Genomic DNA, 14,661 nt, shown 5'->3' with positions numbered 1-14,661 from the left:
GATGCGGATTCCGGGGGCATCGTTGGCGATCGGGCTTGCAGCTTGCTGCCTCGCCGCCGCGCACGCCCAGTCGATCAATCCCGGCGTGATCCAGAACGACGTCGACAGGCAGCGGCGGCAGCTCGAGCAGCAGAGCGCCCCGCCCAAGCTCACCGGGCCGGCGGTGATTGGCGGCGAGCGGGACAAGTCCCAGCTCCTGAAGCCGGGCGGGCCGAAATTCCGCCTGCGCAAGGTCACCTTCGACGAGTCCAAATTCATCACGCCGGCGGAGCTGGATGACATCGCGAAGAAATATGTCGGCAAGCACGTCGACATCGCCGCGCTGTTGCAGCTCGTCGCCGACATCAACGCCATCTATGCGGCGCGCGGCATCGTCACGGGCATCGCGACGCTGCCGGAGCAGGACGCCAAGGGCGGCGTCGTCCGCGTCAAGCTCACCGAAGGACGGCTGCAGAAGACCACCGTCGAGGGCAACAAGCAGACCCGCTCCGATTACATCCTCGATCGCGTGAAGAGGCCAGAAGGCGAGGTCCTCGACGTTCCCAAGCTCAATCGCGACGTAATCTGGTTCAACCGGACCAACGACGTGCAGATCAAGGCGCTGCTGCAGCCAGGCACCAGCTTCGGCCTGACCGATCTCCAATTCGCGGTGATCGAGCCGCCGGTCGACACCCTGCAGCTCTTCACCGACAACCAGGGCGCCGAGAACACCGGGCGTTGGGAGGGCGGGGCCTTCTACAAGCGCCACGGCCTGTTCGGCGTCGACGACCGCCTGACCTTCTACGGCGTCCGGTCCGATGGCAATCTCAACGGCAATGTCGCCTACAGCATCCCGGTCAATCCCTGGGGCGGCCGCGCCGGCGTCAGCTATACCGAAGGCAAGATCAAGATCATCCAAGGACCGTTCGTCGCGCTCGACGTCACCGGCCGATCGAGCCAGGCCGCGGTCAATTTCAGCCAGCCGGTCTGGGTGACCCAGGACTGGCTGGTGTTGCTCAACGCGGCCTTGACCGAGGGCAAGACCGTCAGCCGCTTTGCCACTGTCGCCGTCACCGACGATCACTACGACAAGACCACGGCCGGCGTCTCCGTGACCAAGTCCGGCAATACCTATTCGATCACGGTGTCACCGGCAGTCAACTACGTCGCGTGGCATGACTATGTGCTTGGCAACAACCGCGCGTTCAACACCTATACCGGCTCGCTGATCGCGACCAGCGCCGCAGGGCCGGCGAATTTCAGCGCCAATGTGCTGGCGAGCTGGCAGTACACGCAGGAGAAGCTGCTGCCGGGCGACCAGATCTTCTCGATCGGCGGTCCCACCACCGTGCGCGGCTATCCCTCCAATGCGGCCTCCGGAGACAGCGGCTATTATTTCAACGCCGAGCTGCACTACAACTGGTCGCAATGGCTGAGAGGTTTCGACACCTACATCTTCACCGATTGGGGGGCGGTGTATTCGACCTTCCCCGGCGTCACCGAGATGGCCTCCGTCGGCGTCGGCTTCTCCTGGACGTATGCGCAGTTCATGACCTTCGAGGCGAATTACGCGACGCCGGTGAAGATGGCGGTGTCCACGCAGAACCATTACGAGGCCTATGGCCGCGTCATCTTTCGGCCGCTGCTGATGTTCCAGAAGCTGGAAGGTGCGGCGCCGGCAGTTGTTGCGGGCAGAAGCAAATCGTAGCGGAAAGTTGCGCCTCTCTCCCCGCCGTCATCGCGAGGAGCGAAGCGACGAATCAATCCAGACTCCCTCGGCCGAGGAAGTCTGGATTGCTTCGCTGCGCTCGCAATGACGGGGGATGGAGCGGCGTCTCAACGCTTCAGTGTGAACGCGTCCGCCCCCCGCCGATGCTCCCAGTTCGCCTGCTCCAGCTCGGGCTGGTCGCATTCGACTTGCGGATAGCCGATGCAGAGATAGGCGATGAACTTCCAAGTGTCAGGCACGTCGAGAATGGCGTGGATGCGATCCGGATTGAGGATCGAGACCCAGCCGATGCCGATGCCATCGGCGCGCGCGGCGAGCCACATCGCGGTGATCGCGGCGACCACGGAATATTCGGTCGTCTCCGGCATGGTGGCGCGGCCGAGGCCGTGGCCGATGTCGCTCGCCTTGTCGGCGAACACCGCGAGGTGCCCGGGCGCATGTTCGAGGCCGGACAGTTTCAGCGTGGCGTAGCGCGCCGCGCGCTCGCCGGCATACGCGTTCAGCGCATCGGCATTGCAACCCCTGAAATCGTCAGTCACGGCGCGGCGCCGTGCAACATCGTCGACGATGACGAAGCGCCAGGGCTGGCTGAGGCCGACCGAGGGCGACAGGCAAGCAGTGTCGATCAGGCGATCTATGGCGCCGGCCGGCAGTGGGTCGGTTCGAAAGCGGCGGACGTCGCGGCGCCACACGAACAGCTCGCGCAGGTGCTGACGGAAGGTGTCGTCGAACTCGACCATGAGATCAGCCCCCCATCCGGATGGATGCGGCGACCAACAGAATCAGGATCTCGCCGATCTGCTCGAATGCACCGAGGATGTCGCCGGTCTGCCCGCCGATCTGGCGCACGGCAATCCGTGCCAGCAACAGGCCGACGAGCGACAGCAGGATCAGGCCGGCCAGCGCCTTGCCCGGCCCCAACGCGAGAGTAAGCGCGAGCGCTCCAAGAGCCAAGGCGATGGCGACGCTGCGGCCCGGCGGCGATCCTGCGCTCGCCGACAGGCCGTCGTGCCGGGCCGGCGGTACCAGTGCCATGAAGGCCGGCACGCCCGCGCGAGCGGCCGTGTGCGCGGCGCAAAGCGCAAATGCCACCAGCAAGGGATCGGCGATCGCGGCGAGCGCGCTCCAGCGCAGGCCGAACGACAGGATCAGCGCGCAGACGCCGTAAGTCCCGATCCGGCTGTCGCGCATGATCTCGAGCTTGCGCTCGCGCGTGCGGCCGCCACCGAGCCCGTCGGCGGTATCTGCGAGACCGTCTTCGTGCAGCGCGCCCGTGACGAGGGCGGTCGTGGCGAGAGCGAGCAGGCTGGCAAGGTTCGGCGTCAGTCCGAAGCGGGTGGCGACATTATAGACGAACGCGCCGGCAAGACCGACCAGCAGGCCGGCCACCGGCAGAGCCCATGTCGCACGCGCGATGGCGCCGTCAGCCGCCGGCTTCGATGATGCGACCGGGAGGATCGTGACGAACGACGCTGCCATCCTGAGATCGGCGACCACGTCCTTGAGAAGCTCGACGCGCGCCGTCATTTCAGCTTCATCGGCAGGCCGGCAACGACGAACTCGACCTCGTTGGACGCCGCCGCGATGACCTGGTTCATGATCCCGGCGGCGTCGCGATAGCGCCGCGCCAGCGCGTTGTCGGGCACGATGCCGAGGCCGACCTCGTTGGTCACGAGGACGACGGGGCTTTTCAAACGGGGCAGGGCGGCGGCGAGCGCGTTCACCTCGTGCTCCCAGTTGCGCTCCGCATGCATCAGGTTGGAGAGCCACAGCGTCAGGCAGTCCACCAGCCTTGCACCGCCGCCATCTGTCGCGACCAGCGCGGGGACGAGATCAAGCGGCACCTCGCGGTCGATCCAGTCGGCTCCGCGCCGCGCGCGATGCTCGGCGATGCGCGCCTGCATTTCCGCATCGAGCGCTTCGGCCGTCGCGACGTAGACGGGCTGCCCGGGGAAGGCGCGCGTGCGCATTTCCGCACGCTTGCTCTTGCCCGATCGCGCTCCGCCTGTGATCAAGATGATGGCCATGAAGGTCTCCCGAGGGCCTGACTAATCACCAAACGCGGTCAAAGACAAAGCCGAAATCAGGCGGGCAGGGGCTTGCGCTCGGCCTTCGCTTTGCGCAACAGGGGCGGGACAGGAGGCAGCTTGGGAGCAGGTGTGGGTTTTGCGGGCGCGATGGTGGTGGCGATGGCGGTTGATGCCCTCCTGGGCTGGCCGTCGTGGCTGTTCGCACGGATAGGCCATCCCGTGACCTGGCTCGGGCGGATGATCGGCGCCATTGATTCCACGTGGAATCGCGTGTCGGACCCGCCGGCGTTTCGCCGTGGCGCGGGCATCGCCGGCGCGCTCGTGGTGATCGCCTTCTCCGTTGCGGTCGGCTGGGTGCTTCAGGTTCTGCTTCCCCAGGGTTGGATCCAGATCGCGCTGCTCGGCGTCGTGGCGTGGCCGCTGGTCGCGCTGCGCTCGCTGCATGATCACGTGGCCGCGGTCGCAAATCCATTGCTGGCCGGCGATATCGCCGCCGCGCGCGACGCGGTCTCGCGCATCGTCGGTCGCGATCCCGCAGTGCTCGACGAGGCCGGCATCGCGCGCGCGGCGATCGAGAGCCTTGCGGAGAATGCCTCCGACGGCATCGTGGCGCCGGTGTTCTGGGGCGCGCTGTTCGGCCTGCCGGGTATCCTCGGCTACAAGGCCATCAACACGCTGGACTCCATGATCGGCCATCGCAGCGAGCGGCACGAGGCGTTCGGCTGGGCTGCGGCGCGCATCGACGATGTCGCGAACTTCATTCCCGCGCGCCTGACCGGCTTTCTGTTCGTGCTGCTGGCATCGCGGCGATCCGGCGCGCTATCGTGCATGACGCGCGACGCACGCCGTCACCGCTCGCCGAATGCGGGCTGGCCGGAGGCCGCGATGGCGGGCGGGCTTGGCGTGCGGCTCAGCGGGCCACGTATCTATCACGGCAGCCTTACGAACGAGCCCTGGCTGAACGAGGGCGCGCGCGATCCGCGCGCCGCCGACATCGCCGAGGCGCTGACCGTCTACCGCCGCGCCATGCTGCTGCTCGCAGGCCTCCTTGCGATCCTTGCTTTCGCGTGAAAGAACGAGGCATGCGCGAGCACGGTGGAAATATCGATCTGGCCCAGCAGCGGTTTGGCGGACGCCCGGAAGACTGGATCGATCTGTCGACCGGGATCAACCGGCTGCCTTATCCCGTCGGCGATGTCAGCGCGCGGGCGTGGAGCACGCTGCCGTCGCGCGCCGAGATCGACGCCTTGCATCAGGCCGCGCGGCACGCCTATCGCACCACCGCGCCGATCGTCGCAACGGGCGGCGCCCAGGCCGTCATTCAAATTCTGCCGCAACTGGCGCCATCGGGGCGTGCCCGCATTCTCGCTCCGACCTACAATGAATACGCCGGTGTGCTGTCGGCTGCTGGCTGGGATGTGCAGGAGGTCGCAGAGCTCGACGCGCTGGCGAAGGCGGATCTCGCCGTCGTCGTCAATCCCAACAATCCCGATGGCCGGTGTCATACGCCGAAGGATCTGCTGGCGCTGCTGCCGCGCGTCGGCCGTCTCGTGATCGACGAGAGTTTTGCGGACCCGGTTCCGCAGCTGTCGCTCGCATCGGAAGCGAATCGGCAGGGGTTGCTGATCCTGCGATCCTTCGGAAAGTTTTATGGTCTGGCTGGCCTGCGGCTCGGGTTCGCCATCGGCAATTCGCCTGACATCGAGAAGCTCGCGGCGATGTCAGGTCCATGGCCGGTCTCGGGCGCTGCGATCTCGATCGGCTGCCGGGCGTTACGCGATGATGCCTGGGCCGAGAACACGACAGCGCGGCTTGCACGCGACTGTATTCGCCTCGACACACTCGCGCAGTTGCAGGGCTGGTGTCCCGTTGGCGGCACATCGCTGTTTCGTCTGTACGAGATTCCGGACGCACTCGCCGCGCAGGACAAGCTGGCGCGCAGCCAGATCTGGTCGCGCGTGTTCGCACAAAGGCCGGCATGGCTGCGCCTCGGGCTTCCCGGCAGCGAAGCCGAATGGACACGCGTTGCCGAGGTCCTAGCGGGCTAGCGCGAGCAGGCCTTCGACGTCGAGATGCTTTTGGATGTGATCGGCCAGCGCGTCGAGCGCGCTCTCCACCCTGGCGGAATAGGGCTCGTCGCCGGCGGGAATGTCGAGCCTGGCCAGATACGCCTTGCGGAACTCATCCGATGTGAACAGGCCGTGCAGATAGCTGCCCTGCACGCGGCCATCGCGCGAGATCGCGCCTTCCGGCTCGCCGTTCAGCTTCGCGAACGGGCGTGCACGATCAGGCCCATCGGTGCGGCCGATGTGGATTTCGTAGGCCTGGATTGGCTGGTCCGTGGCGGCATGCACGGCCGTAACCCGTGTCAGGGTCTTCTGCGAGTCCATCACCGTCTCAACCTCGAGCAACCCGAGCCCCGCGGTATCGCCGGCGGGCCCCTCGATGCCTGCGGGGTCGGCGACGCTGCGGCCCAGCATCTGATAGCCGCCGCAGAGGCCGAGCACATGGCCGCCCCTGCGGTGATGTGCGAGCAGGTCGATGTCCCAGCCCTGCGCGCGCAGGAAGGCAAGATCGCCCCGGGTGGATTTGGAGCCGGGGATAATGACAAGGCGAACATCGCCCGGGATCGCTTGGCCCGGGCGCACCATGATGAGATCGACGCCGGGCTCGAGCTTGAGCGGATCGAGATCGTCGAAATTGGCGATCCGCGACAGCGCGAGGCAGGCGATCTTGCATTGCCCCGGCTTGCGCGCGTCGCTCAGGCCGAGCGCGTCTTCAGCCGGCAGTTCGCCCGCGCGGGCAAACCACGGCAGCACACCGAGGCCGCGCCATGCGGTCTTTTGCGCGATCAGCTGGTAGCCGTCGTCGAACAGCGTGGGGTCGCCGCGGAACTTGTTGATGACGAAGCCCCGGATCATCGCGGCATCGTCGGGGTCGATCACCGTCTTGATACCGACGAGCTGGGCGATGACGCCGCCGCGGTCGATGTCGCCGACCAGCACGACCGGCACATCCGCCTTGCGCGCAAAGCCCATGTTGGCGATGTCGGACTTGCGCAAGTTGACCTCGGCCGGGCTGCCGGCGCCCTCGACCAGCACGAGATCGGCGCGCGCCTTCAGCCGCTCGAAGCTCTCCAGCACGGCGCCCATCAGCGAGGGTTTCATCGCCGCGTAGTCGCGTGCGCGCGCGGTCGCGATACGCTTGCCGTGCACGATCACCTGCGCGCCGACATCGGTCTCGGGCTTGAGCAGCACCGGGTTCATGTCGGTGTGCGGCTCGACGCCGGCGGCGAGCGCCTGCAGCGCCTGGGCGCGGCCGATCTCGCCGCCATCGACGGTGACCGCTGCGTTGTTCGACATGTTCTGCGGCTTGAAGGGGAGCACGCGCAGGCCGAGGCGCGTGAAGGCACGCGCGAGGCCTGCGACGATGAGCGATTTGCCCACGTCCGAACCGGCCCCCTGGATCATCAATGCACGTGCCATCGTCTGATCAGAACTCGACGCCGGCCTGCGCCTTGATACCGGAGCGGAAGGGGTGCTTGACCAGCGTCATCTCGGTGACGAGATCGGCGATCTCGATCAGTTCGTCCTTGGCGTTGCGCCCGGTGAGGACGACATGCGTCATCTCGGGCTTCGAGGTGGTCAGAAATTCGACGACTTCCGCGATATCGAGATAGTCGTAGCGCAGGGCGATGTTGATCTCGTCGAGCACGACCATGCGCAGGCTTTCATCGAGGATCAGCTCCTTGGCCTTTTCCCAGCCGGCGCGTGCCGCGGCGATATCGCGGGCGCGGTCCTGCGTCTCCCAGGTAAATCCTTCGCCCATGGCGTGGAACTGGCAGAGCTCGCCGAAATGACCGGTGAGCAGGCGCCGCTCGCCGGTATCCCAGGCGCCCTTGATGAATTGCACGACCGCGCAGGGGAAGCCATGGGCGACACAGCGCACGATCATGCCGAAGGCCGAGGAGGACTTGCCCTTGCCGGCGCCGGTGTGGACGATGATGAGGCCCTTTTCGCCGCTCTTGGTCGCCATGATCTTGTCGCGGGCGGCCTTCTTCTTCGCCATTTTCGTGGCGTGGCGGGCGTCGGTTTCCTCGGCCGTTTTCGTATCCGGTTCAGGCGTCATCGGTCCCGGTCCTTCGGCTTGACAAGTGGCGGCCACCGGCAAATGGTGACCCCGTGTTGGTTCCTGTCCTATGACAGGCGAAGAGGGAATGCGATAGGGTCCGAATCGGCAAGATTTGGCTCCAAAATGCAGCCGCCCCCGCGACCGTGACCGGAGAGATGCCCGAAGCCACTGATCCCCTCTGGGTTCGGGAAGGCGGGGATCGAAGGGGAAACCCTGCTCCGCAAGCCGGGAGACCTGCCAGCGCGACGATTTTTGGACCGGCGGACGGGGTGTTCCGCGACGGGGAAGCGGCCTTCGAAAGAATGGTCCGTGTGCCTCATCGCCTCCGCCGTATACTCTGGAAGAGCGATGACAGTCACACTTCACGTTTGCATCACCTGCCGCGCCGGCGAGACGCTAGGCGAGGGCGACACCGCGCCCGGCAAGCGCCTGCATGGCGCGATCGTCGAGGCCGGCGTGCCCGAGGGCGTCAACGTGGTTCCCGTCGAGTGTCTGTCGGCCTGCAATCAGGGCTGCTCGGTGGCACTGAGCGCGCCGGGCCGGTGGTCTTACGTCTACGGCCGTCTCTCTGACGCCCATGCGAAGGACGTGGTCGCGGGCGCTGCAGCCTATGCCGCCGCTCCCGACGGGCTCGTGCCGTGGCGCAGCCGACCGGAAATATTCCGCAAGCAATCGCTTGCCCGCATTCCCCCTGTTGCCGTCGTGCCGGAGGCCGCCGAATGAGCTCGCTTGCAAAAGTCCCGGTGACTGTGGTCACCGGTTTCCTCGGCTCCGGCAAGACCACGCTGATCCAGCATCTGCTCAGCAATGCCAACGGCAAGAAGCTCGCGGTGCTTGTCAACGAGTTCGGCAGCGAGGGTGTCGACGGCGAGATCCTGAAATCCTGTGCCGATGCCAATTGCCCGGAAGAGAACATCATTGAACTCGCCAATGGCTGCATCTGCTGCACCGTCGCCGACGATTTCATTCCGACCATGGAGAAATTGCTGGCGCGGCCGGTGCGGCCCGACCACATCCTGATCGAGACCTCGGGCCTGGCGCTGCCCAAGCCTTTGCTGAAGGCGTTCGACTGGCCGGAGATCCGCTCGCGCATCACGGTCGACGGCGTGATCGCGCTCGCCGATGCCGAGGCTGTCGCCGCTGGTCGCTTTGCGCCCGATCCGGCTGCGGTCGAAGCGCAGCGCGCGGCCGATGAAAATCTCGATCACGAGACGCCATTGTCGGAAGTGTTCGAGGACCAGATTGCCTGTGCCGACATCGTGCTGCTGACCAAGGCCGATCTTGCGGGGGCAGCCGGCATCGAAGCGGCCAAGGCGGCGATCACCGCCGAGATGCCGCGCCGTGTGCCGATGTTGGCCATCACCGACGGTGCGATCGATGCGCGCCTCATCCTCGGCCTCGGCGCTGCCGCCGAGAACGATCTCGCCGCGCGTCCGTCGCATCATGACGGCGAGGATGAGCACGAGCACGATGATTTCAACTCTGTGGTGATCGATCTTCCCGAGGTGACCGACATCGATGCGCTGGTCGCATCCGTTCAGCGTCTGGCGCGCGAGCAGAACGTGCTGCGCGCCAAGGGCTACATCGCGGTCGCGGGCAAGCCGATGCGGCTGCTGCTTCAGGCGGTCGGCGAGCGCGTGCGCCACCAATTCGACAAGCCCTGGGGCTCAGACGCCAGGCGGTCGAAGCTCGTCGTGATCGGCGAGCACGGCGATATCGACGAGGCCGCGATCAAGGCGGGATTGGGAGTCTGATGCACGTCGTTTTCCGCGAGAGCCGCGGTCTCGAGGAGACCGCGACGCCAAGGGACATCGGCCAGGACCCGGCCGATCTCGTGGTGCTCTCGTATTCGGATTCCGATCTTGCTGCGTTCGCGGCCGGTTGGCGGCGCGGCCGCGACAGCCTGCCGACGCTGCGGCTCGCCAATCTCGTGGAATTGCGTCATCCGCTGTCGGTCGACACCTATATCGAACGCACGTTGTCGCAGGCGCGCGGCATTCTGGTTCGCCTGATCGGCGGCGAGTCCTATTGGGCGTACGGCCTCGCGGCTCTTCAGCAACTCGCCAAAGATCGCAACATCGTGCTGGCTGTGCTGCCGGCCGACGGCCGCGACGACACGCGGCTCGATGCGTATTCGACGCTGCCGGTCTCGACGCTGCGCCGGCTGAAGGTGCTCTGCGACACCGGCGGCCCGGTGGCTGCGCAAGCGGCCATTGCGCAGCTAGCGCTGGCCTCGGGCCTCTATGCAGGGCCCGTGATCGGCGAGATGACCGTGCCCGAGATGGGCTTTTATGATCCGGCGCGCGGCGTCGTTGCTGCGCCGGCGGGCGGTGACGGCAAGCCGCGGGCGCTGGTGACGTTCTATCGCTCCTACCTCACGGCTGCGGATACCGGTCCGGTCGATGCGCTGATCGCTGCGCTGCGTGAAGAGGGATTTGACGCCTGCGGCGCCTTCGTCCCCTCATTGAAGGCTCCGGGTGTCGCCGCCTGGCTGCGGGCACATCTTGCGCAAAATTCCCCGGCCGCAATCGTCAATGCGACGGCGTTCTCAGCCCTGGGTAACGATGGTACGACGCCGTTCGACGCCGCGTCATGTCCGGTCTTCCAGGTCGCGGTCTCGTCGGCCCGGCGCGAAGACTGGGCGGAGTCGTTGCGCGGCCTGTCGCCCGGCGATCTCGCGATGCATGTGGTGCTGCCGGAAGTTGATGGCCGGCTGTTCGCGGGCGTGGTGAGTTTCAAATCGGCCACGCAGCGCGATCCCGACCTGCAGTTCACGCATCTGGCGCATCGCGCCGATAAAGAGCGCGTGAAGTCCATCGCCGCCCGCGTCGCGCTCTGGCGGCGGCTCGCGGAGACGCCGGCTGCCGAGAAGCGGCTGGCGATCGTGCTCTCGAACTATCCGGGCCGTCCGCACCAGATCGCACACGCCGTCGGGCTCGATGCGCTGGCTTCGGTCGAGGCGCTGGTGTCCGACCTGGCGGCAGCCGGCTATGGTGTCGCACCGGTCCACGCCCTTGGCGGGACGCTGCTGAAGCAGAGCTTGACCTGGAACGTCGCAGACTATCGCGCTGCGCTCGCGCGCCTGCCACAAGCCTTGCAGGACGATCTCGCGCAAGCCTGGGGTACGCCGGAGAGCGATCCGAGTTGCCGCGATGGTGAGTTCCACTTCGCGGCCATCGCATGCGGCCGGTCGATCATCGCGGTCCAGCCCGAGCGCGGCGATGCTGTCGCACGCGATAGCGACTATCACGATCTTACTCGCACGCCGCGACACGGCTATGTCGCGTTCTATCTTTGGCTCCGAGCGCAAGCCTGTGACGCCGTCGTGCATATGGGCGCGCACGGCACGCTGGAATGGCTGCCCGGCAAGTCCGTGGCGCTCTCCTCACAATGCTGGCCGGAAGCCCTGATCGGCGATCTGCCCGTCATCTATCCCTTTATCGTCAATGATCCCGGCGAGGCCGCGCAGGCCAAGCGCCGCATCGGCGCCGTTACCATCGGCCATCTGCCGCCTACGCTCGCGCAATCCGCCGTGCCCGAAAGCCTGCGGCGGCTCGAACGCCTGCTCGACGAATATTCGACCGCCGATGGTCTCGATCCCGCGCGCCGCCAGAGGCTGATTGGCGCGATCCGCGACGAGGCGCGCGCGGTGGGCCTCGAAGACGACCTCGGTCTCGATGCGTCGGCCGCGCCGGCCGAAGCGATTCCGCGGATCGATCGCTTGGTCTGCGATCTCAAGGAGAGCCAGTACGGCGACGGCCTGCACGTGTTCGGCCGTGGCGTCTGCGGCGATGCGGAGCGGGATGCGCTGCGTGCCTCACTTGCGGGGCAGCGCGTTGCGCCTGGGCCTTCGGGCTCGCCCTATCGCGGCCGTCAGGACGTGCTGCCGACGGGACGCAATCTCTTTGCCGTCGACCCGCGCGCGGTGCCGACGCCATCGGCGCACGCGCAAGGCATCAAGCTTGCGGAAGAGCTGCTGCGCCGTCACCTGCAGGATCATGGCGACTGGCCAAAGGGCCTCGTGGTCGATCTCTGGGGCTCGGCGACGATGCGCACCGCCGGCGAGGAATTTGCGATGGCGCTGCATCTGGCCGGCCTCGCGCCGCGCTGGGATCACGCGTCGGGCCGTGTGACCGGCTACGACATCGTCGCGCCGGCCGAGCTTGGCCGTCCCCGCATCGACGTCACGTTGCGGGTGTCCGGCCTGTTTCGCGACGTCTTCTCAGGCCTTGCGCAATTGTTCGAGGCCGCCTCCGAAGCGCTTGCGGCGCGCGAGGAGGAGGGCGACGAGAATCCGTATCGCCACCGCGCCTCCCGCGTGTTCGGGCCGCGTCCGGGGCAATACGGCGTTGGCCTCTCGGCGATCCCTGATGCCTTCACGCCGGAGACGCGCGAGGCCGCAGGCGAAGCCTGGTTGTCGGCCTCGTCCTGGGCGTTCTCGGCCAGCGGCGAAATGCAGCCGAATCGCGCCGGCATCGAGCAGCGCCTCGTCTCGGCGGATGCCTTCGTCCACGTCCAGGATGTGCCGGAAACCGATCTGCTGCTCGCGGCCGACTATGCCGCACATGAAGCCGGTGTTGCGGCGGCGGCTGCGCATCTCGGCGCGGCGGGGCCATCGCTCTATCACCTCGACGCGACCCGTCCCGAACAGCCGCATGCTCGCACGCTGACGGAGGAAATCTCCCGCGTCGTCCGTGCGCGCGCGGCGAATCCGGGCTGGATCGCCGGGATGATGCGTCATGGCTTTCGCGGCGCCGCCGAGATCACGGCGACGCTGGAGCACATGGCCGCTTTCGCTCATCTCGCGGACGCCGTGCCGCCGCATCTGTTCGATCTTTACTACGATGCGACGCTCGGCAATGACGACGTCCGCGCCTTCATGGCGCGTGAAAATCCATCCGCACTCGCGGCGATGGAAACCTGCTTTGTGCGTCTGCACGATGCGGCCCTTTGGCAAACGCGCCGCAATTCGATTGCTGCAGCGTTGCAGGAGGCCTCATGAACGCGGCGACGGTCAAGGGCTGGTGTCCAGGCGCGCTGCGGCCGATGCTCTCGGGCGACGGACTCGTGGTGCGCGTGCGTCCGTTTGGTGGAAGGATCGAAGCACCACAAATCACAGGACTTGCCGAGCTTGCCGGACGGTACGGCAATGGTCTGATCGACGTGACCAGCCGCGCCAATCTGCAGATCAGGGGTGTCAGCGAGGAAGGCCATCGGCCGCTGATCGACGGCCTTGCACGATTGGCGCTGCTCGATCCCGATCCGGCCACGGAGGCCCGACGCAACATTTTGGTCACGCCGTTCTGGCGCGCTGGCGACGCGACCCAATCGCTCGCCGCCGAGCTCGAGGAAGCGCTCGAGGATAGCTCGCTCGCGCTTCCAACGAAATTCGGCTTCGCAATCGACGACGGGACCTCGCGCGTGCTCGCCGGCAATTCCGCCGACATTCGCATCGAGCGCGATCGCACAGGCCATCACCTGGTGCGGGCCGACGGCGCAAAGCTCGGGCGCTCCGTCGCACGCGGAGAGGCGGTGAGCACGGCGCTTGCGCTTGCAAGCTGGTTCCTGGTCTCCGGCGGCGCGGCGGGCGGGCGAGGGCGCATGGCGGCCCATATCGCCTCCGGCGCGGCATTGCCTCAATCGCTGCGCGGCGAGACCGAACCCGCGCCGGTGATGGCCGCGTCGCGGCCCGGGCACTATCCGCAAGGCGCCATGGTCGGCGTCGCCTTCGGGCAGATGCTGCATACGACACTGCAGCAGTTCGCCGGTTGCGGACATGCGCTGCGCATGACGCCCTGGCGGATGGTGCTCAGCGAAGGCAAGCGCGAGATGCCGAGCGCGCCGGGCCTCATCACCGAGCCCTTTGATCCCGCACTGCGTGTCATTGCCTGCAGCGGCGCGCCGCGCTGCCGCGAAGCCCATGCCGATACGCGTGCGCTCGCAGCCGCGCTCGCCCCGCGCATTGGCGCCGATGCGCGGCTCCATGTCTCCGGCTGCAACAAGGGCTGTGCCCATTCCGGCACGGCCGCGGCGACGCTGGTTGCGACCCGCGCCGGATTTGACCTCGTCCGTGACGGCTCGATCCGCGACGAGCCGGTGCTGCGCGGCCTGAACGGCGCCGACATCATCAGCGATCCCTCGATCCTGGTGGGAGGGCATTGATGCCGCATACTTACGAGACAGACGGCGCGGCGATCTACCGGCAGTCCTTCGCAACGATCCGGGCCGAGGCCGATCTTGGCCGCTTCACGCCTGAGGAGGAGCAGGTCGTGGTGCGGATGATCCATGCGGCCGGTATGGTCGGCCTGGAGGCGCATATCCGTTTCACGCCCGGCATGGCGACGGCCGCGCGCGCTGCTCTCCAACGGGGCGCGCCGATCCTGTGCGACGCGCGCATGGTCTCGGAAGGGATTACGCGCGCAAGGCTTCCCGCGGCGAATGCCGTCATCTGCACGCTTGGCGACGAGACCGTGCCTGCAATGGCGCAATCCATGCGCAACACCCGCTCGGCTGCGGCGCTGGAGCTGTGGCGGCCGCATCTCGATGGTGCGATCGTTGCGATCGGCAATGCGCCGACCGCGCTGTTTCATCTGCTCAACATGCTGGAAGACCGCGATTGCCCGCGGCCCGCGGCGATCGTCGGCTGTCCGGTCGGCTTCGTCGGTGCCGCCGAATCCAAGGCCGCGCTGATAGCGGATCCGCCGGTGCCTGCTCTGACGGTGGAGGGCCGCCTCGGCGGCTCCGCGATCACGGTTGCTGCCGTGAATGCGCTGGCGAGCCGGAGCGAATAGC

13 protein-coding genes and 1 riboswitch are annotated in these 14,661 nt (G+C 67.0%); of the genes, 8 read left to right on the top strand and 5 right to left on the bottom strand.

Annotation, left to right across the window (positions count from 1 at the left end):
- Position 1: 1 nt before the first annotated feature.
- Positions 2 to 1,687, top strand: a complete 1,686-nt coding sequence (locus tag JQ580_RS15425) for a ShlB/FhaC/HecB family hemolysin secretion/activation protein (RefSeq protein ID WP_212280923.1) — start codon at positions 2 to 4, stop codon at positions 1,685 to 1,687.
- A gap of 128 nt (positions 1,688 to 1,815) precedes the next feature.
- Here JQ580_RS15425 and bluB read toward each other — a convergent pair whose 3' ends face one another.
- The 3 genes from bluB to cobU are packed head-to-tail and all read right to left on the bottom strand — an operon-like array spanning position 1,816 to position 3,735.
- Entirely contained in the window at positions 1,816 to 2,448 is a 633-nt protein-coding gene (gene bluB / locus JQ580_RS15420; RefSeq protein ID WP_212280922.1) for a 5,6-dimethylbenzimidazole synthase, read from the bottom strand.
- Positions 2,449 to 2,452: 4 nt separating this feature from the next.
- Positions 2,453 to 3,235: an adenosylcobinamide-GDP ribazoletransferase gene (gene cobS, locus JQ580_RS15415; protein ID WP_212280921.1), complete on the bottom strand. Its 783-nt coding sequence runs from the start codon at positions 3,233 to 3,235 to the stop codon at positions 2,453 to 2,455.
- Positions 3,232 to 3,735: a bifunctional adenosylcobinamide kinase/adenosylcobinamide-phosphate guanylyltransferase gene (gene cobU / locus JQ580_RS15410; protein ID WP_212280920.1), complete on the bottom strand. Its 504-nt coding sequence runs from the start codon at positions 3,733 to 3,735 to the stop codon at positions 3,232 to 3,234. The genes cobS and cobU overlap by 4 nt, the downstream gene beginning before the upstream one ends.
- 150 nt (positions 3,736 to 3,885) lie before the next feature.
- Between cobU and cbiB the strand changes: the two genes are divergently transcribed.
- Both cbiB and cobD read left to right on the top strand, forming a co-directional pair.
- Positions 3,886 to 4,809, top strand: a complete 924-nt coding sequence (gene cbiB / locus JQ580_RS15405) for an adenosylcobinamide-phosphate synthase CbiB (protein WP_212281192.1) — start codon at positions 3,886 to 3,888, stop codon at positions 4,807 to 4,809.
- A gap of 11 nt (positions 4,810 to 4,820) precedes the next feature.
- Positions 4,821 to 5,786 (top strand): threonine-phosphate decarboxylase CobD, encoded by a 966-nt coding sequence (gene cobD / locus JQ580_RS15400; protein ID WP_212280919.1) that lies wholly within the window; start codon positions 4,821 to 4,823, stop codon positions 5,784 to 5,786.
- Here cobD and JQ580_RS15395 read toward each other — a convergent pair.
- Together JQ580_RS15395 and cobO are read right to left on the bottom strand one after the other, a co-directional pair.
- Positions 5,775 to 7,223, bottom strand: coding sequence for a cobyric acid synthase (locus JQ580_RS15395; RefSeq protein WP_212280918.1), 1,449 nt, complete (start codon positions 7,221 to 7,223; stop codon positions 5,775 to 5,777). The two genes, cobD and JQ580_RS15395, sit on opposite strands and share 12 nt — an antisense overlap.
- A 7-nt stretch (positions 7,224 to 7,230) precedes the next feature.
- Positions 7,231 to 7,866, bottom strand: a complete 636-nt coding sequence (cobO, locus tag JQ580_RS15390; RefSeq protein WP_212280917.1) for a cob(I)yrinic acid a,c-diamide adenosyltransferase — start codon at positions 7,864 to 7,866, stop codon at positions 7,231 to 7,233.
- 40 nt (positions 7,867 to 7,906) lie between these two features.
- Positions 7,907 to 8,125, top strand: a riboswitch (cobalamin riboswitch).
- Positions 8,126 to 8,217: 92 nt separating this feature from the next.
- Here cobO and JQ580_RS15385 point away from each other — a divergent pair.
- The 5 genes from JQ580_RS15385 to JQ580_RS15365 are packed head-to-tail and all read left to right on the top strand — an operon-like array spanning position 8,218 to position 14,660.
- Entirely contained in the window at positions 8,218 to 8,592 is a 375-nt protein-coding gene (locus JQ580_RS15385; RefSeq protein ID WP_212280916.1) for a DUF1636 family protein, read from the top strand.
- On the top strand, positions 8,589 to 9,623 hold the full coding sequence (gene cobW, locus JQ580_RS15380; RefSeq protein WP_212280915.1) for a cobalamin biosynthesis protein CobW: 1,035 nt from the start codon (positions 8,589 to 8,591) through the stop codon (positions 9,621 to 9,623). The genes JQ580_RS15385 and cobW overlap by 4 nt, the downstream gene beginning before the upstream one ends.
- Positions 9,623 to 12,871 carry a cobaltochelatase subunit CobN gene (gene cobN, locus JQ580_RS15375; RefSeq protein ID WP_212280914.1) on the top strand — a complete coding sequence of 1,083 codons (3,249 nt, stop codon included), beginning with the start codon at positions 9,623 to 9,625 and terminating at the stop codon, positions 12,869 to 12,871. Before cobW ends, cobN begins: the two co-directional genes overlap by 1 nt.
- Positions 12,868 to 14,031 carry a precorrin-3B synthase gene (cobG, locus tag JQ580_RS15370; protein ID WP_212280913.1) on the top strand — a complete coding sequence of 388 codons (1,164 nt, stop codon included), beginning with the start codon at positions 12,868 to 12,870 and terminating at the stop codon, positions 14,029 to 14,031. The genes cobN and cobG overlap by 4 nt, the downstream gene beginning before the upstream one ends.
- The gene (locus JQ580_RS15365; RefSeq protein WP_212280912.1) at positions 14,031 to 14,660 is read left to right on the top strand and encodes a precorrin-8X methylmutase; all 630 of its coding nucleotides are present in this window, start codon (positions 14,031 to 14,033) and stop codon (positions 14,658 to 14,660) included. The genes cobG and JQ580_RS15365 overlap by 1 nt, the downstream gene beginning before the upstream one ends.
- The last annotated feature ends 1 nt before the right edge of the window (position 14,661 follow it).

This window comes from Bradyrhizobium sp. SZCCT0148 (genome assembly GCF_018129985.1).
Classification (GTDB): Bacteria; Pseudomonadota; Alphaproteobacteria; order Rhizobiales; family Xanthobacteraceae; genus Bradyrhizobium; species Bradyrhizobium japonicum_H.
This window is presented reverse-complemented; position numbering and strand designations above follow the sequence as displayed.